Origin of the sequence: Amycolatopsis sp. MtRt-6 (genome assembly GCF_017308975.1) — a bacterium.
In the GTDB taxonomy this organism is placed as follows: Bacteria; Actinomycetota; Actinomycetes; order Mycobacteriales; family Pseudonocardiaceae; genus Amycolatopsis.
The window spans coordinates 231009-256208 of the sequence record NZ_JADWPD010000001.1 but is presented as its reverse complement, the minus strand read 5'-3'; the positions used below and the strand labels follow the sequence as shown (position 1 = coordinate 256208).

General features: G+C 71.7%; 24 protein-coding genes. 13 read left to right on the top strand and 11 right to left on the bottom strand.

Going from position 1 to position 25200, the window contains the following annotated elements; genetic code table 11:
• The first annotated feature begins 10 nt into the window (after positions 1-10).
• Entirely contained in the window at positions 11-898 is an 888-nt protein-coding gene (locus I4Q55_RS01320; RefSeq protein WP_206784145.1) for a phosphotransferase enzyme family protein, read from the top strand.
• 209 nt (positions 899-1107) lie between these two features.
• Here I4Q55_RS01320 and I4Q55_RS01315 read toward each other — a convergent pair whose 3' ends face one another.
• The 4 genes from I4Q55_RS01315 to I4Q55_RS01300 form a co-directional block, all read right to left on the bottom strand.
• Positions 1108-2136, bottom strand: a complete 1029-nt coding sequence (locus tag I4Q55_RS01315) for a copper resistance D family protein (protein ID WP_206784144.1) — start codon at positions 2134-2136, stop codon at positions 1108-1110.
• Positions 2136-2609, bottom strand: coding sequence for a copper resistance protein CopC (locus I4Q55_RS01310; protein ID WP_307793089.1), 474 nt, complete (start codon positions 2607-2609; stop codon positions 2136-2138). The genes I4Q55_RS01315 and I4Q55_RS01310 overlap by 1 nt, the downstream gene beginning before the upstream one ends.
• Before the next feature lie 157 nt (positions 2610-2766).
• A complete protein-coding gene (locus I4Q55_RS01305; RefSeq protein ID WP_206784143.1) occupies positions 2767-3528 on the bottom strand; it encodes a YcnI family protein in 762 nt (253 codons plus the stop codon).
• A gap of 170 nt (positions 3529-3698) precedes the next feature.
• Complete coding sequence (locus tag I4Q55_RS01300) at positions 3699-4190, bottom strand: hypothetical protein (RefSeq protein ID WP_206784525.1); 492 nt, start codon at positions 4188-4190, stop codon at positions 3699-3701.
• A gap of 292 nt (positions 4191-4482) precedes the next feature.
• Between I4Q55_RS01300 and I4Q55_RS01295 the strand changes: the two genes are divergently transcribed.
• Genes I4Q55_RS01295 through I4Q55_RS01280 form a run of 4 tightly spaced genes read left to right on the top strand, consistent with a single transcriptional unit; the run spans position 4483 to position 8021 of the window.
• On the top strand, positions 4483-5130 hold the full coding sequence (locus tag I4Q55_RS01295; protein ID WP_206784142.1) for an ABC transporter permease: 648 nt from the start codon (positions 4483-4485) through the stop codon (positions 5128-5130).
• A complete protein-coding gene (locus I4Q55_RS01290; protein ID WP_206784141.1) occupies positions 5123-6289 on the top strand; it encodes an ABC transporter ATP-binding protein in 1167 nt (388 codons plus the stop codon). Before I4Q55_RS01295 ends, I4Q55_RS01290 begins: the two co-directional genes overlap by 8 nt.
• Positions 6286-7065 carry an ABC transporter permease gene (locus I4Q55_RS01285; RefSeq protein WP_206784140.1) on the top strand — a complete coding sequence of 260 codons (780 nt, stop codon included), beginning with the start codon at positions 6286-6288 and terminating at the stop codon, positions 7063-7065. The genes I4Q55_RS01290 and I4Q55_RS01285 overlap by 4 nt, the downstream gene beginning before the upstream one ends.
• Positions 7062-8021 carry a glycine betaine ABC transporter substrate-binding protein gene (locus I4Q55_RS01280; protein ID WP_206784139.1) on the top strand — a complete coding sequence of 320 codons (960 nt, stop codon included), beginning with the start codon at positions 7062-7064 and terminating at the stop codon, positions 8019-8021. Before I4Q55_RS01285 ends, I4Q55_RS01280 begins: the two co-directional genes overlap by 4 nt.
• Positions 8022-8249: 228 nt before the next feature.
• Here I4Q55_RS01280 and I4Q55_RS01275 read toward each other — a convergent pair whose 3' ends face one another.
• Positions 8250-8711 (bottom strand): DUF6474 family protein, encoded by a 462-nt coding sequence (locus tag I4Q55_RS01275; RefSeq protein WP_206784524.1) that lies wholly within the window; start codon positions 8709-8711, stop codon positions 8250-8252.
• 91 nt (positions 8712-8802) lie between these two features.
• Here I4Q55_RS01275 and I4Q55_RS01270 point away from each other — a divergent pair, with 91 nt between their 5' ends.
• Positions 8803-10443: a TM0106 family RecB-like putative nuclease gene (locus I4Q55_RS01270; protein ID WP_206784138.1), complete on the top strand. Its 1641-nt coding sequence runs from the start codon at positions 8803-8805 to the stop codon at positions 10441-10443.
• Positions 10444-10693: 250 nt separating this feature from the next.
• Here I4Q55_RS01270 and I4Q55_RS01265 read toward each other — a convergent pair whose 3' ends face one another.
• Entirely contained in the window at positions 10694-11452 is a 759-nt protein-coding gene (locus tag I4Q55_RS01265) for an SDR family NAD(P)-dependent oxidoreductase (protein ID WP_206784137.1), read from the bottom strand.
• 95 nt (positions 11453-11547) lie between these two features.
• Here I4Q55_RS01265 and I4Q55_RS01260 point away from each other — a divergent pair, with 95 nt between their 5' ends.
• From I4Q55_RS01260 to I4Q55_RS01255, 3 genes are all read left to right on the top strand, one after another.
• Positions 11548-12900, top strand: coding sequence for a UDP-glucose/GDP-mannose dehydrogenase family protein (locus I4Q55_RS01260; RefSeq protein WP_277991808.1), 1353 nt, complete (start codon positions 11548-11550; stop codon positions 12898-12900).
• A gap of 128 nt (positions 12901-13028) precedes the next feature.
• Positions 13029-13412, top strand: a complete 384-nt coding sequence (locus I4Q55_RS48900; RefSeq protein WP_242545101.1) for a VOC family protein — start codon at positions 13029-13031, stop codon at positions 13410-13412.
• Between the two features lie 27 nt (positions 13413-13439).
• Complete coding sequence (locus I4Q55_RS01255; protein WP_242545100.1) at positions 13440-15206, top strand: gamma-glutamyltransferase family protein; 1767 nt, start codon at positions 13440-13442, stop codon at positions 15204-15206.
• On the opposite strand, the gene I4Q55_RS01250 is transcribed toward I4Q55_RS01255, so the two are convergent.
• From I4Q55_RS01250 to I4Q55_RS01240, 3 genes are read right to left on the bottom strand one after another with little or no spacing between them, the layout of a single operon-like run.
• Positions 15203-16081 (bottom strand): VOC family protein, encoded by an 879-nt coding sequence (locus I4Q55_RS01250; RefSeq protein WP_206784135.1) that lies wholly within the window; start codon positions 16079-16081, stop codon positions 15203-15205. The two genes, I4Q55_RS01255 and I4Q55_RS01250, sit on opposite strands and share 4 nt — an antisense overlap.
• The gene (locus tag I4Q55_RS01245; protein ID WP_206784134.1) at positions 16074-16598 is read right to left on the bottom strand and encodes an RNA polymerase sigma factor; all 525 of its coding nucleotides are present in this window, start codon (positions 16596-16598) and stop codon (positions 16074-16076) included. The genes I4Q55_RS01250 and I4Q55_RS01245 overlap by 8 nt, the downstream gene beginning before the upstream one ends.
• Positions 16599-16650: 52 nt before the next feature.
• Complete coding sequence (locus I4Q55_RS01240; protein WP_206784133.1) at positions 16651-18075, bottom strand: MFS transporter; 1425 nt, start codon at positions 18073-18075, stop codon at positions 16651-16653.
• Positions 18076-18177: 102 nt separating this feature from the next.
• Between I4Q55_RS01240 and I4Q55_RS01235 the strand changes: the two genes are divergently transcribed.
• From I4Q55_RS01235 to I4Q55_RS01225, 3 genes are all read left to right on the top strand, one after another.
• Positions 18178-19011 carry a helix-turn-helix transcriptional regulator gene (locus I4Q55_RS01235; RefSeq protein WP_206784132.1) on the top strand — a complete coding sequence of 278 codons (834 nt, stop codon included), beginning with the start codon at positions 18178-18180 and terminating at the stop codon, positions 19009-19011.
• A 67-nt stretch (positions 19012-19078) separates the two neighbouring features.
• Positions 19079-20185 carry a sensor histidine kinase gene (locus I4Q55_RS01230; protein ID WP_206784131.1) on the top strand — a complete coding sequence of 369 codons (1107 nt, stop codon included), beginning with the start codon at positions 19079-19081 and terminating at the stop codon, positions 20183-20185.
• The gene (locus tag I4Q55_RS01225) at positions 20182-20850 is read left to right on the top strand and encodes a response regulator transcription factor (protein WP_206784130.1); all 669 of its coding nucleotides are present in this window, start codon (positions 20182-20184) and stop codon (positions 20848-20850) included. The genes I4Q55_RS01230 and I4Q55_RS01225 overlap by 4 nt, the downstream gene beginning before the upstream one ends.
• Positions 20851-21017: 167 nt before the next feature.
• On the opposite strand, the gene I4Q55_RS01220 is transcribed toward I4Q55_RS01225, so the two are convergent.
• Together I4Q55_RS01220 and I4Q55_RS01215 are read right to left on the bottom strand one after the other, a co-directional pair.
• Positions 21018-22256, bottom strand: a complete 1239-nt coding sequence (locus I4Q55_RS01220) for an SHOCT domain-containing protein (protein ID WP_206784129.1) — start codon at positions 22254-22256, stop codon at positions 21018-21020.
• A 155-nt stretch (positions 22257-22411) separates the two neighbouring features.
• The gene (locus I4Q55_RS01215) at positions 22412-23728 is read right to left on the bottom strand and encodes a hypothetical protein (protein ID WP_307793088.1); all 1317 of its coding nucleotides are present in this window, start codon (positions 23726-23728) and stop codon (positions 22412-22414) included.
• Positions 23729-23793: 65 nt separating this feature from the next.
• Between I4Q55_RS01215 and I4Q55_RS01210 the strand changes: the two genes are divergently transcribed.
• On the top strand, positions 23794-25194 hold the full coding sequence (locus I4Q55_RS01210) for a cyclopropane-fatty-acyl-phospholipid synthase family protein (protein WP_206784128.1): 1401 nt from the start codon (positions 23794-23796) through the stop codon (positions 25192-25194).
• Positions 25195-25200: the final 6 nt, after the last annotated feature.

Genomic DNA, 25200 nt, shown 5'->3' with positions numbered 1-25200 from the left:
CGGCGCGGTTTTGGACGGCCGGTTCACCTCCGGGAAGCTGCGCGGCGTGCTGGCCGAAACCTGCGCGCTGCTGGGGTTCGACCCGGCAGGCGCGCGGCTGCTGCGGTTCACCAACAACGCGGTGTACGCGCTGGTCAAGGCCCCGTTCGTGGTCCGGATCGTCGGCTCGACGCGGCTGCGGCACCGCGTCGGAACGGTGGTGCGCGTGGCCCGGCACTTCGAACACCACGGCGTCCCCGCGATCCGGCTCCTCGCCGGCCTCGAGCAGCCCCTGGAGGTCGGCGGGCACCTGGTGACCGTGTGGCACCAGGTGCCGAGCATCGGCCGGGCGGCGACGTCGGTCGACCTGGCCCGGCTGCTGCGCCAGGTGCACGCCCTGCCCGCGCCGCCCGGCCTCGCCGAGTGGGCGCCGTTCGCCGCGGTGCGGGCCCGGGTGTCCGACGCCGAAGAAATCAGCGACGCCGACCGCGAGTTCCTGCTCGACCGCTGCGCCGAGCTCGAAGCCGAGCTGGCCGAGCTGGAGTTTCCGCTGCCCAGGGGCCTGGTCCACGGGGACGCGTACCCCGGCAACGTCATCCCGGGCCCGGACGGCCCGGTGCTCTGCGACTTCGATTCCTCGTGCGTCGGCCCGCCGGAGTGGGACCTGACGCCGCTGGCGGTCGGCCGCGAGCGGTTCGGTGACCCGCCGGTGCGCTACCGGACGTTCGCCGCGGCGTACGGCTTCGACGTGACGTCCTGGCCCGGGTTCGCCGTGCTCCGGGGCATCCGCGAGCTGAAGCTGACGACCAGCGTGCTGCCCATCCTGCGCAGCCGGCCGCAGGTCCGGCCGGAGCTGTTCCGCCGCCTGGACGATCTTCGGAGCGGCCGGACGGGCGCACGCTGGACGCGTTACCGCTGAGCGCCATCTGTCACTTCGTGTGATCGACGCCACAGTCTGCACGTGCATTCGCCGACTGCAAATGACCGTTCGTCGCATCCGAAAAGCGGTCCGCTCTGGGTAGAAAGTTCTGCCCGACCGGTCACCCCCAATGGATTACCGGTCAGCCCAATGCGCAATTTGCAGCTACTCGCGGTGACTTCGCACGGGGTCTACCTGCGAGGACGACCTCAGGAGACGGCCACCGGCGCCCGCGTCAGCACGACGGCGAACCCGAACGCCAGTCCCATGACCGTCAGTTCGAGCGTGGCCCACGCGGCGAGCGCCGTGCGGTCGTGCCGGACGATCCGCGGCATCAGCCGCCAGCGGACGTTCGCCCCGAGCAGCGCGATGACCCCGGTGCACACGAGCTTCAGGATCAGCAGCTGCCCGTACGGCGTCGTGAAGATCGCCGCCCAGAACCCGATGGTCGGGTTGAGCGAGATCTCGACCAGTCCGTTGAACAACCCGGTCGCCGCGGAGAGGACCAGGCAGAGCGTCGCCAGTTTCGAGAACCGGGGCAGCGCGTGCGCCAGCAGCGTCCGGTTCGCCATCAGGAGCACGGCCATCGCGCCGAGGCCGCCGGTCCAGGCGACGGCGCTCATCACGTGCAGCTCCATCGAGATCATCGTGTAGTCGTGGTAGTTCCAGTTCGACGCGTGCCCGGTGACCGGCAGCGGCAGCAGCGCGAACAGGCCGAGCCCGACGCGGACCTCGGCGGGCACCTTCTCGCCGAAGCGCAGCGCCAGCGCGCCGATCCCGGCGTGGACGAGCGCGAGCACGGCGACGATGACGAGCGCCTTCCCGGCACCGACGTTCGCGATGTACTCGCCGATGTCGGACGGCGAGAGCGTCGAGGCACCCGGCTTGTACTCCGCCGTCTGCAGGATCAGCGCGACGACCGCCGACGTGGCCCAGACGAGCGCGGCCGCGACGCCGGCCGGGCGGGCCAGCCGCATGACCGGCTCGGTCAGCTTCGGCCGGTCGTAGCCGACGAGCACGGAAAGCAGCGCGAGCCCGATGGTGGTGACCGCGGCGAGGTCGAGCAGGACGCGCACGACCGGGATGCCGGCCGAGACCACCGCGTCGGGCTGCACCACGCCGGGGACCGGCGCGGTGGCGGTAAGCGCGACGCCGATGAGGGCGCCGAGCAGGCCCGCCGTCACGACGCAGAACAGTGTCGAGTAGCGGACCTTCGTGGTGGTCTCGGCCTGGGTCATCAGTTCTTCTCTTCGATCTTTCCGCCCGAGCGCAGGGCCACGGTGAGCCCGATCGCCAGCAGCACGACGGCGCCGGCGATCCAGACCCAGATCGGCACCCCGCTCGACCCCGACGACTCCGGCGCCGCCGACGAGGAACCGCCCGGCGACCGCGCCGCGTCGACGGTCGCCGGCGTGCCGGTGCCCGCGGCGGTCAGGGTGAAGCTGAGCTCACCGGTCACCGGGTGACCGTCGGCGGACAGCACCCGGTAGCCGACGGTGTACTTCCCGGCCGGCCCGAGCGGCCGCAGGGGCGCGCTGATGACGTTGTTCACCACGCTGATCGGTCCCTCGGCCCACTGGCCGCCGCCGGGTCCGGTCACCGCGATCTGGTTGACGTCCGCGCCCTGCACGTACTGGTCGAACGTCAGGCTGATCTTCGCCGGGCCGGCGGCGACGGACGAGCCGTTCGCCGGGTCCGAGGAGATCAGCACGTTGTGCGCCAGCGCCGGGGTGGCCGTGCCGAGCAGGGCCGCGGGCCGGGGGGTGGGGGGGGTCGGTGTTTACCTGCCGTTGGGGGCCCGGGGGGGGGGGGGCCCCCCCCCCCCCCCCCACCCCGGTCAACGCCAGCGCGACGAGCGCTTTGCGCATTTAGCTGTTGCCTCCCGACTTGGCCGTGGCCTTGCGGGCCCGGATGGTCGCGCCGGCTCCGACGCCGAGGCCGACGGCGCCGACGAGCAGGCCGGCTCCGCCGAGCCAGCGGGCGGTGCTGTCCGACGTCGCCGCCGCGGCCTGGGCCTGGTCACCGGTGGTGGACGCCGTGTCCGCCATGGTGCCGTGCGCGTCGCCGTCCGCGGCCTTCGCGGCCAGCTTGACGACCGGCGCCGGGTGCTCCGGCTCCTCGCCACCGGCCGGCGTCGGCTGGTTCCAGTCGACGACCTTGCCGTCGCTGTAGGTCTGGTGCGCCGGGAACTCCACCTGGTCCACATTGGACGGCAGCGGGCCGAAGCTCACCGAGAACTCCTGGTAGTCGGTGGCCTTGAGCTCGCTGCCCGGCTGCGCGGTCCAGGTCACCGCGGTGACGGCTTCGGTGATCTGGGTGCCGTTGTCCTTGGTGATCGGGGCGGGCAGCTTCGACTTCGTCACCTGGGCGGTCCAGCCGGGGACCGGCTTGGTCCGCACCGAGCCGATGCCGTAGTCCGGCTTGAAGTCGACGGTGACCTTCGTGGTCGTGATCGGGTCCTTCTCCTCGCTGGGCACGCGGAACACGATCGCCGCGTAGCCGCCCTTCGTGGGCTGCGGGCCGTAGACGTTGGCCGTGACGTGCGCGGACGCGATGCCGGCGCCGAGCAGGCCGGCGGCACCGACGGCGGCGGCGAGGAAACCGGCGCGCTTGAAGACGTGCTGGGACATGGGTTCACTCCTGATGAACACAAGAAGGGGACGGCTCGGTTCGGGGACCGGCCGTTTTCGGGGACGAGCTGGGTTCAGGAGTGAGGCTTATTCTGGTTAGCCCGCCGCGCCCCGCGCACCAACGACCGATCGGCTCGGAAGCCATGCGGCGGGCGACGGCTGAATAAGCCTCATTGCGCGGGCGGGCCGCGCCGCCCGCGGATCCGGCGCAGGTCGACGCCGACGAGGTGGTCCGGGCCGGCCACGCGGGCCGGGATGAGCGCGGGCGCCGCCGCGGGCACCGGCAGTGGCGTGAGCAGGCGCGGCAGGATCGCGCGCAGCACGGCCAGCACGGTGAGGAGCGTCGTGTCCGCGCGGGCGAGCAGCAGCGCGGTGAGCACGGTCGCGACGGTGTGCGCGGCCGTCATGCCGAGCCCGGCGGTGCCGGGCGTCGCATACATGTCGTGGTGGCCGGCGAGCGTGGTGAGCAGCAGGTGCATCACCAGCTGGGCGGTCCCCAGCAGGACGATCGTGGCGAGCGGCCCGCGGGCCCGGCGGGCGAGCGCGGCCGCCGTCCAGCCGAACAGGCCGGTGAGCAGCAGGGTCATCGCGGGATCCGGCAGCCCGCCGTCGGCGAGCCGGTGTGCGGTGACGGAAAGTGCGCCACAGCTCACGGCGAGCAACATTCCACGGGTAGCTCCCAGCGCGGCGGGACGCCGGGCCGGATCGCTCATGAAGAGCAGCCTAAGGGACCTGCTCCGCCGTGAGCGTGTGATCCCGTGAAGTGAGCACACACCGAGTTCACGTCCCGCGTGGCGCCTCGGTTCAGGCAATTTGTTGCCGATCTCCGGCAGGTGGGCCACGGTGGGCCGAAAGACGGGGGTTTGGACCGGCCGTGTCGTGGGTACTGAGCCGTCGGTCAGGAACTAGCCCGTTCGGGTGAAGGCCGGCGCGAAGGGCGGGAGAGCGACACGGATGAACCTCTTCGACTACATCTCCGACCGGGCGAGCAAGCTGTGGCTGGAGGCTTACCTGCACACCAGCATGGTGGTGCAGTGCACGATCATCGCCGCGGTCCTCGGCGTGCTGATCGGGGTCGCGGTGTACCGCAGCCCGATCGGTTCGGCGGTGGCCACGGCGCTGGCGAGCACGATCCTGACGGTTCCGTCGTTCGCCCTGCTGGGCCTGCTGATCCCCATCTCGGGGCTCGGTCCGACGACGGCCGTGATCGCGCTGGTGCTCTACGGCCTGCTGCCGATCGTCCGGAACACCATCGTCGGGCTCGACGGCGTCGACCCGGCGGTCACCGACGCCGCCCGCGGCATCGGGATGAGCCGCTTCGGCGTGCTCACCCGGGTCGAGCTGCGGCTGGCCTGGCCGGCGATCCTCACCGGCATGCGGGTGGCCACGCAGATGCTGATGGGCATCGCCGTGATCGCCGCCTACGCGAAGGGCCCGGGCTTCGGCGCCGAGGTCTTCTCCGGGCTCACGAACGCGGGGAGCACGAACTCCCTCAACCAAGCCGTCACCGGCACGGTCGGGGTGGTCATCCTCGCCCTGCTGCTCGACGGCGTCTACGTCCTGATCAAGCGTTTCACCGTCTCTAGGGGTGTCCGTGGCTGAGAACGAGGAAGTCTCCGGCGTCGAGATCGAGCTGGAGCACGTGACCAAGCGGTACCCCGGCACCCGCGAAGCGGCCGTCGACGACTTCTCGATGGTCGTGCCCGCCGGAAAGATCGTGGTCTTCGTCGGCCCGTCCGGCTGCGGCAAGACCACGACCATGCGGATGATCAACCGCCTGGTCCAGCCCACGTCCGGCCGGATCACCATCGGCGGCGAGGACGCGCTGAAGCTCGACGTCGACACGCTGCGCCGTCGCATCGGCTACGCCATCCAGCAGGCCGGGCTGTTCCCGCACTTCACCGTCGCGCAGAACATCGCGGTGGTGCCGGGCCTGCTCGGCTGGGACAAGAAGAAGATCAACGACCGGGTCGAGGAGATGATGGACCTGGTCGGGCTCGACCCGGCCGACTTCCGCGACCGCTTCCCGCGCCAGCTGTCGGGCGGCCAGCAGCAGCGCGTCGGCGTCGCGCGGGCGCTCGCCGCGGACCCGCCGGTGCTGCTGATGGACGAGCCGTTCGGCGCGGTCGACCCGATCACCCGCGGCAACCTGCAGGACGAGCTGCTCCGCCTGCAGAGCGAGCTGAAGAAGACGATCGTGTTCGTCACGCACGACTTCGACGAAGCCGTGAAGCTCGGCGACAAGATCGCGGTGCTCGGCAACCAGTCGTCGATCCTGCAGTACGACACCCCCGAGGCGATCCTGGCGAACCCGGCGGACGACACGGTCGCGGGCTTCGTGGGCGCGGGCGCGTCGCTGAAGCAGCTGACATTGCTGCGCGTCCGCGACGTCGAGCTCCAGCAGGACGCGCTCACGGTGACCGTCGACGAGTCGCCCGCGTCGGTCCGGGAGAAGCTGCAGAAGTCGCGCAAGCACTTCGCGCTCGTGCTGGACGCCCGCCGTCGTCCGACGCGGTGGGTGCACGTCCGCGAGCTGACGTCGGCGACTTCGCTGGCCAACCTCGGCAAGCCGCTGCGCGACGTCGTCAGCCTGCAGTCGACCCTGCAGGACGCGCTCGAGGCGATGCTCGCCGAGGGCGGGTCGGTGCCGGTCACCGGCGCGCGCGGCGAGTACGCGGGCACGATCCAGCTGGACACCGTGATCGCGACCATCCAGCAGCTGCGCGAGGAGCACACCAGCGACGAAGAGGTGCCGGCATGACGGCGGTCGTCGACACCGGCTTCAGCACCGAATCGGGCTCGAAACGCGCGGAACGCGTCCGGCTGTTCGCCCAGCCGATCGCGGTGCTGGTGATCGTCGCGGTGACGCTCGCCGCCGTGTTCTCCAGCGGCCTGAACGCGACGGAGAAGGAGACGCTGAACGCGTCGACGTTGCTCACGGCGCTGTGGGACCACCTGCTGATGACGCTCGTGGTGACGGCGATCGTCGTGCTCGTCGCGGTGCCGCTCGGGGTGGTCGTGACGCGGCCGTGGGCGCGCTTCCTGGCCCCGGTCTTCCTGGCCATCGCGAACATCGGCCAGGCCGCGCCCGCGCTGGGCGTGCTGGTGCTGTGGTTCATCATCACCGGCGCGACCGGGGGCATCTGGGTGGCGGCGCTGCCGCTGGCGTTCTACTCGCTGCTGCCGGTGCTGCGGAACACGATGGTCGGCATCCAGCAGGTCGACCCGGCGCTGATCGACGCCGGCCGCGGCATCGGGATGTCGGCGGGCGCGGTGCTCTGGCGGGTCGAACTCCCGCTGGCCGTCCCGCTGATCCTGGCCGGCCTGCGCACGTCCCTGGTCCTGGCGGTCGGCACGGCGACGTTCGGCATGTTCGTCAACGCCGGCGGCTTCGGGCTGCTCATCGACACCGGCTACAAGCTCAACCTGACCCCGGTGCTCGTCACCGGCTCGGTGCTGGCCGTCGCGCTGGCGCTGCTGGTCGACTGGCTGGGCGCGGTCGCCGAACAGTACTTCGGACCGAAGGGGCTGCGATGAAACTCCGGCGACTGGCCGTCGTGGCGCTGCTGGGCGTGACGCTGTCGTCCTGCGGCCTGACGGTCAACCAGGCGGTGCCGTACGACATCAGGCCCGGCTCGATCCAGCCGATCCCGGCCCTGCAGGGCGTGAAGATCACGGTGGGGTCGAAGGACTTCACCGAGAACATCATCCTGGCGTACATGGCCGAGATGGCGTTGACGGCCGCGGGCGCGGACGTGGTCGACCTGTCCGACATCAAGGGCTCGAACTCGTCGCGCCAGGCGCTGCTGTCCGGCCAGACGGACGTCACGTGGGAGTACACGGGCACGGGCTGGATCAACTACCAGGGCAACGAGCTCCCCGTCCCGGGCGGCGAGCAGGCCCAGTACGAGGCGACGGCCAAGGCGGACGAGGAGAAGTTCGGCGTCACCTGGCTCAACTATTCGCCGCTGAACGACCAGTACGCCTTCGCGGTGACGGAGGCGTACGGCGCTGCCAACAATCTGAAGACGACGTCGGACCTGGCGGCGTTCATCAAGCAGAAGCCGGACCAGGCGGTGTTCTGCCTGGAGACGGAGTTCACCAGCCGCCAGGACGGCTTCCCGGCCGCGGTCAAGGCGTACGGCTTCCAGAACCCGACAGTGAAGAACTTCGGGATCGGCACGATCTACTCGGCGGTGGCGAGCGGGACTTGTCCGGTGGGCGAGGTGTTCACGACGGACGGCCGGATCTCGGGGTTGAACCTGCGGGTGCTGGAGGACGACAAGAAGGCGTTTCCCCAGTACAACGCGGTGGCAACGCTGCGCACGGAGTGGCTGAAGCAGCACCCGGAGGTTCGCGGGCCGTTGGAGAAGGTGAGCGCGGCGATCGACAACGAGCAGATGATCGAGCTTTGCAAGCAGGTCGATGTCGATGGTGAGGACGCTGGGAAGGTGGCGCATGACTGGATGGTGAAGAAGGGCTTCATCCAGTAGCCGCTGCTCCACCCCGAAGCCTGATTGTGACTACGGACGGTGGCACCGCGTCAAGGCGGGAAAGCGTGCCTTGACCCGGTGCCACCGTCCGTGTTTTCGGCTTCGTATCGGGGTGGGCGGGGAGGTCTGGGTGGTGCCCGGTTGTGCCTACGGCTTTCTGTCACACCGGTGAGACACTTGGGCGTAGGGTTCCGGGACCCCGCGAGGAAGAGGGTGGGGCCGCTGTCGTCAGAGGCCGAGCCGGTGCAGCAGCTGGCCCTCCAGCCGCTCCAGCTCGCCGGCCACCGCGCGGTGGACCGACTTCCGTCGTGCCGTCGGCATCCGCTCCGCCGCGCGCACCGATGCCGACAGCTGCTCCAGCGTTCCCAGCGCCCCCGCCGCGAACTCCTCGTCCGCCTTCGACGCCTTCTCCGACTTGCGGAGGTCCTGGCAGCCCTCGGCCACCCCCGCGATCCGGGCGTGCAGGGCCGCGCCGCGGCCGGTGTACTCGCCCAGCCTGTCTACCGAGACTCCCAGCTTGCGCGCCTGGTAGCGGTCGTACGCCTCCCGGGCCGCGCCCGCCGCGCGGACCGCGAGCGGTGCCACCACCGGCAGCATGGCCGGGCCCAGCACCTTCGCCACCGCGACCGCGTTCTTCGCCCTCTTAGGGGTGAACCTGGCTTCACCCACGACCTTGGCCTTGCGCGCCATGGCACCTCCCTGCGACGTGTCGAGGTCGAACTTACTGGTCGCCTGGGTGGCGGGCATGTCGGCTCGGCGGTGGGAATCTAGAGTGATCTCCATGAACACCGAGGTGGTACTCGACGCGGGCGCGGTCAGCCGCTGCCGTCGCCGCGTGCACCTCGAACACGACCCCGCCATGCGCGAGGTCCCGCTTTCCCCGCCCGACCCCACCGCGCAGCAGCGCATCGCCGACGCCGCCGCCCACCGGGAGGACATCGTCACCCGGCTGATGGCCGCCAACGACGACCACTGGGTGAAGATCGGCCGCGACCTGCCCGCCCACGAGCGCGTCGAGCAGACGCTGCAGGCCTTCGCCGACGGGGCGCGCTACATCTGGGGTGCGCTGCTGCCGGTCGACCCGGCCGGGCACCGGCGTGGCGGCATCGACCTGCTCGTCCGCACCGGCCGCGGGTACGTCCCGGTGCTCGTCGTGCGCCACCGCATCACCGACCGCGGGGCCGGGGCGATCGTCACCGCGCTGACCGACCTCGACCCGGCGCACCGGAAAGCCGACGAAGGCCGCAAGGTCCGGTCGCAGCCGCGCGACCAGTTCCGGCTCGTGCACATCCGCCGCATGCTGCAGACGCTCGGGCAGGCCGACGAGAGCAGCACCCTCGGCGGCGTCATCGGGCTCGACGCCGACGTCGTCGTCTGGCACGACCTCACGGCGGGCACCTGGCCGGGCGGCCGCAACGCCCTCACCGAGTACCAGGCCCGGTTCGCCGACCGGCTCGCCATCGCCACCGCCGCCGCGAACGGCGAGGAGCCCCTCGCCGAGCCGTCGCGCGTGCTGGAGTGCCGTCGCTGCCCGTGGTGGCCGACGTGCGAGGTCGTGCTCACCGAAACCCGCGACGTCAGCCTCGTGGTGCGCGGCGAGGACGCCGTCGAGCTGCGCCGGGCCGGCGTGTCCACTGTGGACAAGCTGGCCGCGCTCGACCCGGCGGGCGAGCCGCCGGAGGTGAACTGGACCGGCGTCACCTTCCCGGACGCCGTCGTGCTCGCCCGTGCCTGGCTGGCCGACCTGACGCTGGTGCGCCGCGTCGACCAGGTCGAGGTGCCGCGCGCCGACGTCGAGGTCGACGTCGACATGGAGAGCTTCGGCGACGCCGGCGCGTACCTCTGGGGCTGCCTGCTCAGCGGCGCCGACATCGGCGTCCCGCAGGGCTATCGCGCCTTCGCGACGTGGGACCCGCTGCCCACCGACGACGAAGCCCGGTCCTTCGCCGAGTTCTGGGCCTGGCTGACCGACGTCCGCGAGCGCACCGAGGCGGCGGGCCTGACCTTCCGCGCCTACTGCTACAACGCGCTGGCCGAGAACCGCTGGCTCTTCGGGTCCGTCGAGCGCTTCGGCGACCACCCCGGCGTCCCCACGAAGAAGGCCATCCAGTCCTTTGTGGATTCCGAGGAGTGGGTCGACCTCTTCCGCAGCGTCACCGACCAGTTCCTCTGCTCCCACGGCAAGGGCCTGAAGGTGATCGCCCCGGTGGCCGGCTTCTCCTGGCGCGACCCGGAGGCGGGCGGCGAGGCATCGATGCGCTGGTACCGCGACGCCGTGGGCATGGACGGCGAGAAACCGGACGACGACCAGCGCGAACGCCTCCTCCGCTACAACGAGGACGACGTCCTGGCGACGCGGGCACTGCGCGAGTGGATCGACGCCCGGGCGCAGGCCGAAGTGCCGTACATGTTCGATCTCTGAGTAGTCCAGTGGCTGACGCCGGGTGTGCGGCTTCCTCGAAGAACTGACCACCGGCGCCCTGCCGGGCCTCGACGCCTGGCGGCGCTACCACGAAACCGGCGAATTCCCGGACTGGGGGAGTTCGAGGCGCTGGCCGCGGAGAGCGAGTTCGGCGGCTGCCCGGTGACGACCGACGGCATCGGCCTCGAAGTCCGCCTGACCCGCTGATCGGCACGGGCGGCACTTTCACGTGAAAGTGCCGCCCTCGGCGTCAGCGCGGGGCCATCCGGAGCGAGCCGTCCATCCGGACGACCTCGCCGTTCAGGTAGTCGTGGTCGATGAGCGACAGCGCGAGCTGCGCGTACTCGTCCGGCCGCGCGAGCCGCTTCGGGAACGGAACGCCGGAAGCGAGCGACGCGCGGAACTCGTCGCTGACCGTGGCGAGCATCGGGGTGTCGACGATGCCCGGCGCGATGGTCAGCACGCGGATGCCGTGCGAGGCCAGGTCGCGGGCCGCGGGGAGCGTCATGCCGACCACGCCGCCCTTGGACGACGAGTAGGCGACCTGCCCGATCTGGCCGTCGAACGCCGCGATGGAGGCGGTGTTGATGATGACGCCGCGGGCGTCGTCTTCGAGGGGCTCGGTCTTCGCGATCGCCTCGGACGCGATCGTCAGCACGTTGAACGTGCCGACGAGGTTGATCTGGATGACCTTCGCGTACAGCGCGAGGTCGTGGCGGCCCTTCTTGGACAGGATCCGCGCGGACGGGCCGATGCCGGCGCAGTTCACCACCGTCCGCAGCGGCACGCCGGAGCCCGCCGCCGTGGCCACGGCGGCCTCGACCTGCTCGACGTCGGTGACGTCGGCCTCGACGTAGGTGATGCCGTCGATCTGCTCGGCCTTCTCGATGGACGACGCCAGGTCCAGCGCGAACACCCGCGCGCCCTTGGCCGCGAGGGCCTTCGCCGTCGCTCCGCCGAGGCCGGACGCGCCGCCGGTGACGAGCGCCGCGGTGCCGTTGATCTGCATCTCTGCCGTTCCCTTCGCTGCTCCGATTCGCCGACCCAGGTTAACGCTCGTTCGCATCCGCGGTTCGTGTCTTCGCTCACCGCTCTCGGGCCCGACTGTTTCCGTTAGCGTCGTGGTCAACTCCGGCTGTCACCTTCAGCGGCATGACACCAGCTCGGATCGTGGTGGTAGGAACCGGATACGTCGGCTTGACCACGGGGGCCTGCCTGGCCAGTCTGGGTCATTACGTCACCTGCGTGGACGTCGACCGCGCGAAGGTCTCCCGCCTGTCCGCGGGCCGGGTGGACATCCTCGAACCCGGCCTCGCCGACCTGGTGCACCGCGGCATCGCGGCCGGGCGCCTCCAGTTCGTCGTCGGCGCGCGGGACGCGGTCCGCCACGCGCAGGCGGTGTTCCTCTGCGTGCCGACGCCGATGGGGGCCGGCGGCTCCGCCGATCTGCGCGCGGTCGAGGCGGTGACGGCCGAGATCGGCGACGTCCTGCCCGCCGGCTGCGCGCTGGTCACCAAGTCGACCGTGCCGGTGGGCACGTCGAAGCGGATCCGGGACCTGGTCGGCCGGGCCGACGTGCCGGTGGTGTCGAACCCCGAGTTCCTCCGCGAAGGCACCGCGGTCGCGGATTTCCTGGGCCCGGACCGGATCGTCGTCGGCTCGGACGACCTCGCCGCCGCGCGCTGGGTCGGCGACCTGTACGCCGAGCTGGCCGCGCCGGTCGTCGTCGCCGACGCGGCGAGCGCCGAGCTGGTCAAGTACGCCGCGAACTGCTACCTCGCGCTGAAGCTCTCCTACGTCAACTCGATCGCCGAGCTGTGCGAACGCCTCGGCGCGGACATCGACCTCGTCACCGAGGGCATGGGCCACGACAAGCGCATCGGCCGGACGTTCCTCAAGCCCGGCCCCGGCTGGGGTGGCTCCTGCCTGCCGAAGGACACCAGCGCGCTGGTCAAGGTGGCCGAGTCGGTGAACTACGACTTCACCATGCTGACTTCGGCCATCGACGAGAACCTCGCCCAGCGCGACCGGATCGTCGCGAAGATCGCCGGCGCGGCCGGCGGGACACTGGCCGGCGCCCGGATCGGCGTGCTGGGCCTGGCGTTCAAGGCGGGCACCAACGACCTGCGCGACTCGCCCGCGCTCGCCGTGTGCTCGGTGCTGTGCGCACTGGGGGCCGAGCTGATCGCCTACGACCCGGCCGTCGACGGCGAGATCGCCGGGATGACCGTCGTCGACGACGCCTACCAGGTCGCCAAGGACGCGGACGCCGTCGTCGTGCTGACCGAGTGGGCCGAGTTCAAGCACCTCGACTGGGCGGCGATGGCCGAGCTCATGGACGGCATCGACGTCGTCGACACGCGCAACCTGCTCGACCCGCGGGTGATCGTGGACGCCGGACTGTCCTGGCAGGGCGTCGGGCGGCCGCGGGCGGCGGCGCGAATCAAGGTTTCGTGATCGTGGCTCGCCCGCTAGGGTGATCGGTACGGCATCGCGTGTCGGTCACCGGCTGGGTGAGGCATGGAGGTGGCGGGAGTGCCCGTGGAGGCATTTCAACCGTGTCAGTTTCCGTTGAGTTGAACCATTTGATCGTCCCGTCCCGGAACAACCGGGAATCCGCCGAATTCCTGGCGAACCTGCTCGGCCTCGAAGTCGGCGAGGAATGGGGTCCGTTCATCCCCGTCGAGACGCGCAACGGCGTCCGGCTGGACTTCGCGACCATCCCCGAAGAGGACCTGCGCCTGCAGCACTACTGCTTCCTGATCCCGGAGGACGACTTCGACGCCGTCTTCGCGCGGCTCGTCGAAACGGGCGTGACCTACCACGCCGACCCGATGGGGAAGCAGGTCGGCGAAATCAACCACAACCACGGTGGCCGTGGTGTCTATTTCCTCGATCCCGGCGGGAACGGGATGGAAATCATCACGCAGCCGTACGAGCCGGACCGCCGCCGTCCGAACACTTGGTAGTTCGTTAGCGTTGCGTACTATCGGGGCATGTTCACGACGAGGCCGGAGCTGACCGGCACCTTCGGGATGGTGGCGTCGACGCACTGGCTGGCTTCGGCCACCGGGATGGCGGTGCTGGAAGACGGCGGCAACGCGTTCGACGCGGCGGTCGCCGCCGGCTTCGTCCTGCAGGTCGCCGAGCCGCACCTGTGCGGTCCGGCGGGGCAGGTGCCCGGCCTCTTCGTGACGGCGGACGACCCGACCCCGCGGGCGCTGGCGAGCCAGGGCCCGTCGCCCGCGGGGGCCACGCCGGAGCACTTCGCGTCGCTCGGGCTGGACCTGATCCCGGGCAGCGGCCTGCTCCCGGCCACCGTGCCGGGTGCCTGGGACGGCTGGCTGCTGCTGCTTCGCGACTACGGCACGAAGCCGCTTCGCGAGGTACTCAAGTACGCCATCGGCTACGCCCGCAACGGCGTCCCGCTGGTGTCGCGGGTCGGCGACACGATCCGCGCCGTCTCGCGGCTGTTCACCGAGCACTGGCCGACGTCGGCCGCGCTCTGGATGCCGGACGGGAAGCCGGCGTCGGGCCTGCACCGGAACCCTGCGCTGGCGGACACGTGGGAACGGCTGCTGCGCGAGGCGGAGTCCGTCTCGGGCCGCGAAGCGCAGATCGACGCCGGCCGCCGGGCCTGGTCGCAGGGCTTCGTCGCGGAGGCGATCGACGAGTTCAGCCGCCGGGCGTTCCGCGACGACTCGGGTCGCGACCACGCGGGCCTGCTGACCGGTGACGACCTGGCGTCGTGGTCGGCGTCGTACGAGGACCCGGCGGCCGTGGACGTCGGCGACTGGCGCCTGGTCAAGATGGGTGGCTGGACGCAGGGACCGGCGCTGCTCCAGCAGGCACTGTTGCTGCACGGGTTCCGCGACGAGCTGTCCTATGTGGACGGCGTGCCTTCGGAGCGCACGGTGCACCTGGCGACCGAAGCGGCGAAGCTGGCCTTCGCGGACCGCGAGGCCTGGTACGGCGACACCGACGTGCCCTTGGACGTGCTGCTTTCGCCGTCGTACACCGACGCCCGGCGCGCGCTGATCACCGACACGGCGTCCCCCGACCTGCGCCCGGGCGACGCCCGCGGCCCGGCCCGCCTCCCGGCGATCCTGGACTCCCTGCAGGGCATCGAGGCGGGCGACGGCGCCACGGGCGAGCCGACGGTCGGCCCCCAGGGCCAGACCCGCGGCGACACGGTCCACCTCGACGTCGCCGACGCGGCGGGCAACCTGGTCTCGTTGACGCCGTCCGGCGGCTGGCTGCAGTCCAGCCCGGCGATCCCGTCCCTGGGCTTCTGCCTCGACTCGCGCGGGCAGATGTTCTGGCTGGAGCAGGGCCTGCCGAACTCACTGGCCCCGCGCAAGCGCCCGCGCATCACGCTGTCGCCGTCGCTGGCCCTGCGCGACGGGGTCCCGACGCTGGCCTTCGGCACCCCGGGCGGCGACCAGCAGGACCAGTGGCAGCTGTGCTTCTGGCTCGCGCACGTCTACGGCGGCCTGAACCTCCAGGAGTCGATCGACAGCCCGGCCTGGCACACGACGGCGTTCCCCAGCTCGTTCTACCCGCGCTCGTGGAACCCGCGTGAGCTGGTGGCAGAGTCCCGGCTGGGAGCGTCCACTTTGGACGCCCTGCGCGCCCGCGGCCACCAGGTCGTGGACGCGGGCGACTGGGCGCTGGGCCGCCTCTCGGCGGTCTCCCGCACCGAGGGTGTCCTGCGGGCCGCGGCCAACGCCCGCGGCATGCAGGGTTACGCGGCGGGCCGTTAGGGCTTCTCCCACAGCCAGAACTCGATGCCCTGGTTGTCCGTGCAGTCCGCGGTGATCCCGTACGGGTGGTGCTCCACTTCGCCCGCCTGGCCGCCCTGCTCCCGCACCCGCGCCAACGCCGCCTCCAGGTCGTCCACCGCGTACATCAGCTTCCAGCCCACCTGCCGGTCCCCGGCCCACAACCCGCCTTCGAGACCAGGCCCCGCGAACCCCCACGCGTCCGGCGCCGAGCCCGGCGTGAACTGCCAGCCCAGCACCGCGCCGTAGAACTCCTTCGCCGGCGCGGCTGCCGGGACCTGGAACGTGAAGTACATGGCTTCGCCGTGCCGGGCGGGCTTCGGGCCCGCGGCCGGCGTCGCCGCCTGCGAAACCAGCCAGCGCTGGCCGAACGGGTCGCGGAACGAGCCGCCGCGGCCGTACGGCGAATCGCTCACCGCGCGGATCAGCGTCGCGCCCAGTTCCAGCGCGCGGGCCACCGAAACATCGACGTCCGGCACCTCCACCCGCACCGACGCGCCCCCCTCCCGCGATGCCACGTGGCCGATCTCCGGGTACTCCTCGGCAAGCATCAGCACGGCGTCGCCGATGGCCAGCTCCGCGTGCCCGACGCGGCCGTCGTCCATGAGCATCGGCTCGCCGCGGCGGACCGCGCCGAAGACCTCGACGTAGAAGTCGAGTGCCGCGCGGGCGTCGGAAACCGCCAGGTACGGCGTCAGCGAACGCAGGGAAGCGGTGGCAGCGGGGGCGGCAGTGGTCGTCATTTCGGCTCCGTTCAAGATCAGGCGACGCAGGTTGTCGCGCAGTTCGGCGGCGAAATCCGGGTCCGGCGCCACCCGCTCGGAGGGACGGCGAAGCGCGTCGAAAGGCTCAGGCATCGCGACCCTCCTTCTCCTCGTAGGCACGCCGGAACGCGGCGCGGGCCCGCACCAGCAACGCCTCGGTCGCGTGCACGCTCCGCCCCAGGTGGCCGGCGACCTCGGGCACCCCGAGGCCGTCGACGTACCGCAGGGTCAGCGCGGCCCGGTGGTGCGGCCCGAGCGAGCCGAGCACCTGTCTGGCGCGCAGAGCGTCGAGCTGCTCGTCCCACGGGTCGTCGACGTCCGGCTCGCTGTCGTGGACGAGCCGCAGGCCGCGTTCCTCGCGTTCCAGGCGGCGCCAGTGGTCGGCGAGCTTGTGCCGGGCCACGCCGATCAGCCACCCGGTGTTCACCGAAGGCGCGTACTCCTTGCGACAGGCGGCGACCGCCCCGAGGAACGTCTCGGACGTCAGCTCCTCGGCGAGCGTGCGGTCACCGCACCGGGACAGCAGGTACCCGTAGACCTCCGGCAGGGCCGTCTCGTACAGCCCGAGCAGCGCGAAGGCCGGGTCCGGTCGCACCCGAGGTTCCGTCACACCTTCATAGTCGTCCGGCGGCCGGTTTTTCCGACGGGTGAATTCCGGATTTCTACACTCGCGGGTCCGGCAGCCGCCGTCCGGTGACGGCGACGATCGCCGCCAGCACCGCCACCAGCCCGATCACCAGCGCGAACGCGTCACGGCTCCCCAGCGAACCCGAAAGCGCCGCGTAGAGACTGCCCAGCGTCGCCACGCCGAGCGCCAGCGCCGTCTGCTGGTTGGTCGTCATCACGCCCGACCCGACACCGGCCAGGTCCGTCGGCACGTGGGACAGCACGATCCGGAACAACGTCGTCATCGCCAGTGCGTTGCCGACACCGATCGCCACCATCGACGGCGCCAGGTCGAGGATCGTCACGTGCGGCCACGTCGACAGCGTCGTGCACAGCAGCGCCACCATGCCCGTCGCCGTGATCGCGCCGCCGATCGGCACGACCTTCTGGCCGTAGCGCGCCACCAGGCGGCTGCTCAGCATCGACACCGTGAAGTACGCGACGGCCAGCGGCGTCAGCGCGCCACCCGCGCCCAGCGGGCCGAAGTGCAGGCCCTCCTGCAGCGTCATCGCGAACACGAACATGAAGGAGCCGAACGCGCCGAAGAACGGCACCGCCACCATCAGCCCGCGCCGCACGCTCGGCAGCCGCATCACCGACGGCGGCAGCAGCGGCGTTCCCCCGCGGCGCTCCAGACGGCGTTCGACGTGCACGAACGCCGCCGCGGCGAACGGCGCCACGACCAGCAGCGCGATCGTCCACACCGGCCAGCCCAGCGCCCGGCCCTCCATCAACGGCACCAGCAACGACAGCAGCGTCACGGCCAGCAGCACCGTGCCCAGCCGGTCGACGCCCAGCGGGTTGTGCGCGCGGCTCTCCGGCAGTTTGCGGGCCATCACGAGCACCACCAGGCCGATCGGGACGTTGACCAGGAAGATCGGCCGCCAGCCGGTGCCCCACAGGTCCGCGGCCACCAGCGCGCCGCCGAGCAGTTGGCCCACCACCGTCGAGATGCCGCCCGTCGCGCCGAACAGGCCGAGCGCGCGCGACCGCTTCTCACCCGAGGTCGCCGCCTGGATGATCGAAAGCACCTGCGGCAGCAGCAGGGCCGACGCCGCCCCCTGCGCGGCACGGGCCACCACCAGCGTGCCCGCTGTCGGGGCGATCCCGCAGGCCAGGGACGTCAGCGTGAACAGCCAGAGGCCCGCGATGAACAGCCGCCGCCTGCCGAACGAGTCGCCGAGGCGGCCGCCGACCACGAGCAGCACCGCGTACGCGATGCCGTAGGCGGCCACCACCAGCTCCAGGGTGGCGGTGGACGCGTGGAGGTCGGCATCGATCGTCGGCAGCGCGACGTTGACGATGAAGAAGTCGATGATCGGCAGTGCTGCCCCCAGCAGCACGGTGACCAGGCCGGCGGGGGTCAGTCCCGGCCGGTCCGGGGCGCCGGGGGTGTTCGGCGCAAGTTCGGTCGTGGTCATGAGTACTACGATCAACCCGAATTTAAACTGGTACCAGTTGCTGGTTATCCAGGTATTGGCCACTACCTGGTACCAGGTTCGGGAGCGTGTCATCCTGGCACCATGACCACCGCCGTCGAATCCGGCCTCCGCCGCCAAGAGCTCGCGCGGTTCCTGCGCAGCCGTCGCGAGCGGATCACGCCCGAGCAGGTCGGCCTCCCGATCGTGGGCCGCCGCCGGACGCCGGGGCTGCGCCGCGAAGAGGTCGCGCAGCTCGCCGGCGTCGGGGTCACCTGGTACACCTGGCTCGAGCAGGGCCGCGACATCAACGCGTCGGAGCAGGTCCTGCAGGCGATCGCCCGCACCCTGCGGCTCGACCCGCACGAGCACGTCCACCTCTTCCGCCTGGCCGGGGCGCCCGAGCCGGAGCGGGAGAAGGACTGCCAGGTCATCACGCCCGCGATGGAGCTGATGCTCGAGAAGCTCGAGCCGTACCCGGTCGCGATCCGCAACGCCCGCTGCGACCTGCTCGGCTACAACCGCGGGTACACCTGGCTGATGGGCGACGTCGACGCCATCCCGTTCGGCGACCGGAACACCCTGGTCCAGTGCCTGCTCAACCCCGAATGGCGCAAGCGGATGCTCGACTGGGACGCGAACATCCCGCGCGTGATCGCCTCCTTCCGCGCGGCGATGGCCGACCACGTCGCCGAGCCGGCGTGGAAGCAGCTGGTGAAGCGCCTCAAGGCCGAGTCGCCGCTGTTCGCCGAGCTGTGGCCGCACCACGACGTCAACTCGGAGCCGATCCGCACCAAGCGGTACCTGCACCCGGACGTCGGGCTGCTCCAGTTCAACTTCACCTACCTCTACCACGGCCGCCGGTCGGAGATCACCATGTCGACCTACACCCCGGCCGACGAGGAGACGGCGGCGAAGCTGCCGCGCGCGTTCGACTGACGACGTACGCCGGCCATGCGCTCCGAGACGGACGCGCTGCCCGGCCGCGACCGGTAGCTTTCGCGGCATGGGATGGTCGCCGTGGGTGGGGCGCGTGGTGCGCGCCGTCGTCGTCACCGCGTTCGTGGTGGGGGCGACCAGCGGTGCGTCTCGCTGGCAGCCCGGCTCGGCGCCGATGACTCCGCTCGCGGCCGCGTGGCTCGCCGCCACCGGGCTGACCCTGCTGCTCGTCCACCGCTTCCCGCTGACGCTCTTCCTCGGCACGGCCGCGTCCGCGTTCGGCTACTACGCCTCCGGCCTGCCCGGCGGGCCGGTCATCCTGGTACCGACCATCGCGTTGTTCGTGCTGACCCGCCAGCGCGGGCCGCTCACCGCGGGCAGCACCGGCGCGGCCGCGCTCGCCGCCGCCTACGTCCTGCACGTCGTCCTCACCGGGTCGTTCGAGCTGGCGGTCGGCGCCGCGTTCCTCGTCGTCTGGCTGACCGCCGTCATCGGCGTCGGCACGGCCGTCCGGTACCAGCTCGACGCGCTCGCCGCCCGCCGCGCGCAGGCCGACGAGCACCGCCACCGGCTCGCGGAGCAGGAACGGCTGCGCATCGCCCGCGAGGTCCACGACGTCGTCGCGCACAGCCTCGCGATGATCAACGTCCAGGCCGGCGTCGCCGCGCACGTCGCCGACCGGCGGCCCGAGCAGGCGAAGGAAGCCCTGCTCAACATCAAGGCGGCCAGCGCGTCCGCGCTGAACGACCTGCGCGCGACCCTGGCCGTGCTGCGCTCCGGGGAGGACAAGGCACCCGCGCCGAGCCTCGCCCAGGCCGGCGAGCTGCTGGACCACGCCCGCGACGCCGGGCTCACGGTCGAGGTCCACGGCGAACCCGGCGACCTCCCGGCCCCGGTGGACGCCGCCGCCTACCGGATCCTGCAGGAGTCGCTGACCAACGTCGTCCGGCACGCCGACCGGCCGGACCACGTCGACGTCCGGTTCGAACGCCGTCCCGGGGTGCTCACGATGAAGGTGCGTGACGACGGCCGCGGCACCGCGCCGCCGATGCCGGGCCACGGCCTCCGGGGCATGGGCGAGCGCGCCGCGGCGCTCGGCGGGCGGTGCGCCGCCGGGCCGGTCGACGGCGGGTTCGAAGTGTGCGTCGAGCTACCGATCGAGGGGGAAGCATGATCCGCGTCCTGCTGGCCGACGACCAGGTCCTGGTCCGCGCCGGGTTCCGCGTGCTGCTGGAGACCGAAGACGGCTTCGAGGTCGTCGGCGAGGCCGGTGACGGCGAGCAGGCGGTCGCCGGAGCGATCGAGCACCAGCCGGACATCGTCGTGATGGACGTCCGCATGCCCGGCGTCGACGGCCTCGAAGCAACCCGCCGGATCACCGCGCACCCGGACCTCACCGGCACGAAGGTGCTGGTCCTGACCACGTTCGACGTCGACGAGTACGTCTACGAAGCCCTGCGCGCGGGTGCCAGCGGGTTCCTGCTGAAGGACACCGAGCCGGTCGAGCTGCTGCGCGCGCTGCGGGTCGTCGCGAGCGGGGAGGCGCTGCTGGCGCCGACGGTCACCCGCCGGTTGATCCAGGAGTTCGTCGGGCGGCCGGAGAACCGGCGCATCGACACCAGCGCCGTCCGCGAGATCACCGACCGCGAACGCGAGGTGCTCGGCCTGGTCGCCGGCGGGATGTCGAACGACGAAATCGCCGCCCACCTGGTGATCTCGACGGCGACCGCGCGCACCCACGTCAGCCGCATCATGACGAAGATCGGCGCCCGCGACCGCGCCCAGCTGGTGGTGCTGGCCTACGAGTCCGGGCTCGTCACACCGCGTCGCCCCGCCTGACCCGGCGCACCACGCGGACCGCGCGCACCAGGAACACCACGGCGAGGACGCCGACCAGGCAGATCCAGATCACGGCGCCTCCTCTCCCGGCCGATGCTCTGCTCAGAGGGCGTCCGGGAGGGGGACGACGTTCACCGACACGGCGAAAGTCACACTTTCGGGTCAGGTCAGTTGTTGGTGCGCTCCGTCGGCGGCGCCTTCTGGACCTGCGCGGTCAGCAGCGTCTTGAACGAGCTGAGCGTCGCGTCCTTGGACGGGCCGAACGAGTCGATGATGACGACCCGGTTGTAGAGCACGTAGACCGCGCGGTAGACCTGCTGGTTGCTGTCCGCCGCCGAGTACACCGGCACGCCGTGGAGCGACAGGTTGCGGTTGACGGTCAGGCCGCCTTCCTGCTCCGCGTTCCCGTACTCGGCGGCCACCGCCGCCGCGGCCTGCGCGTTCGGCATCTCCAGCGCGAACAGGCCCAGCGTGACGTCGCCGTCCTTGGTCGTCTTGAGCAGGCCCTCGGTCATGCCGCCCGACTTGGCCTTCTCGATGACCGTCGTCGGCAGGTACTTGGCCGACTGAAGCTTGTCGATGTCGAACTCGCCACCGCCGGCGCGGGTGGTGCCCGCCGGGGTGACCAGCGCCGACGAGTTGTCACTCGGCTCGGGCTTGGGCGCGGGCGGCTCGGGGAGCGGCTTGACGGTCGGCGCGGGCGGCGGCTGCGGGCTCGAGCTCTGCGCCACCGGCGGCGTCGACCCGGTGCCGCCGTCCTTGATGAACAGGGCCCAGACGCCGAAGCCGAGGCCCGCCACCACGAGCACCGCGACCACGGCGAAGGCGATCTTCTTGCCCTTGCCCGACGACGGCTGCGTCTGGAAGCTCTCCGGACCCTGGCTGATCCAGTCCGCGTTGTTCGACGGCGGGGCCAGCGGCGGGAACTCCGAGCCGCCCCACGGCGGGCTGGCGTCCTGCTGCTGCGCACCCCACGGGTTCTGCGGCTGCTGCTGCATCGGCTGGGCGAACCCGCCGGCCGGCGAGTGCTGGGCGTACGGCGGCTGCTGCATCGGCTGCGGGAACCCGCCCGACGGCGAGTTCGGGTGCTGCTGCTGTTGCTGCTGCCACTGCGGGACGACCTGGGTCCGCTCGGCGCCCCCGGCGTCGGCCGCGGAGACGACCTGGGTCGCCTCGGCCGAGCTCGCCTGCTGGTCCGGCTGCGCCGGCGGGGACACCGGCGAGATGATCTGCGTGTCGGCCGCGGTGCTCGGCGCCTGCGGCTGCGCGGGCTGCGCCTGCGACTGGTCGCCGGTCGAGACGGCCATGGACAGCACCCGATCACGTCGCGCCCGGTATTCGTCGGCCGTCAGGTTGCCCGCCGCCAGCTCCTCGTCGAGCTTGCGCAGCTCTTCCTGCCAGGTCACCCCGGTACCCCCTTGGGTATATCGCCTGCGAATGCGGAACGTGTCGGTGCTGCTCACGCCGAGCGTGGCTGCACGGAGCCATTGTGCACGGGTGTGCTCACCTGTTCGTCGCCCACCACCCCGTCGTTACCTTCGTGTGGCAGAGGCCTCGGGGCTCAGCGGGGGTGGGCGGCCAGCACCTGGCCGAGCAGGTCGATCGTCTGGTCGCGCAGCAGCGCCGTCGACCCGCCGATGACGCTGCGTTCGACCAGTTCGAAAGTGACGATGTCGCGGTCGGCGAACAGGCTCGTCAGCTCCTGCGCGGTGCTCTGCGCGACGGTCTCGGCGTGCACGATGGTGACGTCCTGGCAGGTCGCGGCCAGGAACGGGCTGGCGAACTGGGTGAACGAGTCGGCCACGACCGCCATCTTCGGGGCGATCGAGCCGGCCGGCGCGGCGCCGTCGGGCTGGGTGAGCTGCAGCGGGCTCTTGAAGTCGCTGGCGATGTAGCGGGTGCGGTCGGCGCCGCCGTCGGTCGAGAGGCTGTACGTCGTCAGCTGCCGCTGCTCGTCGCGGCCGAGCACCCGGGCCAGGTCGGCGGGCCACGGCCGGACGCCGTTGGGTGCCGCCTGCCAGCCCGCGGTGCTGCCGGGCGCGATCGCCGCGCCCAGCGCGTACGTCATGACCAGGCCGCCGTCGAACGACCAGTGCGTGTCGTTGCGGTCGTACAGCGGGTGGCCGACCCGCTTTTCGGCGTCGGCGAGCGCGGGCCGCAGGTCGATCGCGCCGGTCTCGCGCGGCACGCGGTTCCAGAACTCGGCCGTCCGCGCCTGCGCGCACGGCTTGCCGACGTAGGTGTCGGGCAGGTACGCGGGCTCTTCGCTGTACTTGTCCGGCGCGATGACCAGCTCGAACTTCCGCCCGGAGCGCTCCACGACGGCACGCAGCTTCCGCAGCGCGGCGACGACGTGGTCGGTGTCCATCACCGGGCGGCACCGGGCGTTGACGTCTTCGCCGAGGTACAGCCAGCCGTCCTTGCCCGGCAGCACGGTGGGGTAGACGTACCCCGGGATGTCGCCGTTGTCGGGCTTGCCCTGGTCGACGCCGACCGTGCCGCCGTCGTGGGCGGTGCCCTGCCCGGACCCGGGCGGGTCGCCGAAGACGCCGGTGCTCACGGCGTCGGCGGCCTGGACCCCGGCCTGCCGCAGCGGCAGGTGGTCGGTCGCCCAGCCGGACATGCCGGTGAAGAAGCCCCAGCCGTCGGCCAGGCTGGGGAACTCGCGCAGCGGCCGGTTTTCGAAGGCGGTGGCGCGCACGCCGACCAGCGAAAGCAGCAGCGGCGTGACGAAGAAGACGGCCGCGCAGGCCAGTGCCGTGCGCTGGCGCTTGCTGTGCCGGGGCCGGTAGAGGTTGTGCTCCTTGGGCAGGAACGACTCCGGGGTCCTCGGCAGGCCCTGCTCGGCGGGCAACTGCGACGGAGGACGGAACGACACAGCCGTATCCTAGCGCCGGGCCGGTGACGGACGGTCCCGAACGGGTGAACGCGAGGGGACGGGCGATGAACGGTGGCCGAGGGCCGGGCTACGACCAGCGGCTGGCCAGGGAGCGCGAAACCTTCGCCGGCCAGGAGGAGATCCACGGCAACCTGCCGCCGTCGGCGCACCGGTGGTCCAACCGGCACGTGCGCCCGAAGCTCGAAGCGCTCGGCGTCCCCGGCCTCGATGAGCTGATCGTCGGGCAGATCGCCGAACGCGCGCGGAAGCTCTCCCGCGACGCCGTGGTGCTGTCGCTGGGCAGCGGCAACGGCGACCAGGAGCTGGGCTGGCTGCGCGGCCTGGCCGCCGAAGGCCTGGACAACGTGCGGCTGCGGCTGCTCGAACTGAACCCCGAGATGCAGGCCCGCGCCGAGGCGTCGGCCCGCGAACAGGGCGTGGCCGACCGCGTCGAGCTGATCACCGCGGACTTCAACACCTGGCGGGCCGACGCCGGGCACGACGTCGTCGTCGGCTTCCAGGCCCTGCACCACGTGCTCGACCTCGAACACCTCTACGGCGAGATCACGAACAGCCTCGCCGCCGACGGCGTCCTGGTGGTGCACGACATGATCGGCCGCAACGGGCACCGCCGGTGGCCCGAGGCGCACGAGGTCGTCGACCGGATCTGGGCCACGCTGCCGCCGGAGCTGCGCCGCAACGGGCTCACCGGGGAGATCGACGAACAGTTCGTCGACGTCGACTGCGCCGCGGACGGCTTCGAGGGCATCCGGGCCCAGGACGTCCTGCCGGTGCTGCTCGACTTCCTGCACCCGAGCCTGTTCCTGCCCTACGGCAACGTGATCGACCCGTTCGTCGACCGCATCTACGGCCACAACTTCGACATGGACAACCCCGCGCACGTCGCCCTGATCGACGAGATCGGCGTCCTCGACGACAGCCTGCTCGACCTCGGGCTCGTCACCGGCACCCGGCTGACCGCGCTCTTCCACCCCACGCCGCGGCCGCTGCGCGTCCACGGCACCCGCACCCCCGAGCGGTCGGTGCGGGACACCCGGGTCGTCGACCCGGCCGGGCGCGTCTCCTTCCGGCCCGGCGGCACCAACGGCGAACGGCTGGTGCGCGGGGCGGGCCTGGTCACCGGCCGGATGAACGGCGTCGCCCACGACGACTGGGCGGCGCCGTCGGTCGAGTTCCCGGTACTCACCACGGCCGCGGTCGAGGCCCTCGAATTCAAGACCTACCTGCCGGACGACGCCACCGAGCACGGCACCGTCACCGTGTCCGTCGACGGCGTCCCGGTCGCGAAGGCCGACGTCGGCCCCGGCCTCACCGAGCTGGTGCTGCCGGTCCGGCTGGAGGCGCACCGGCAGGTGCGGCTCTCGTTCGACGCGGACTGGTCGGTGACGGCGGGCGGAGATCGCCGCACCCTGGCGTACGTCCTGGTCGGACTGGGCCTCCGCTAATCTGCC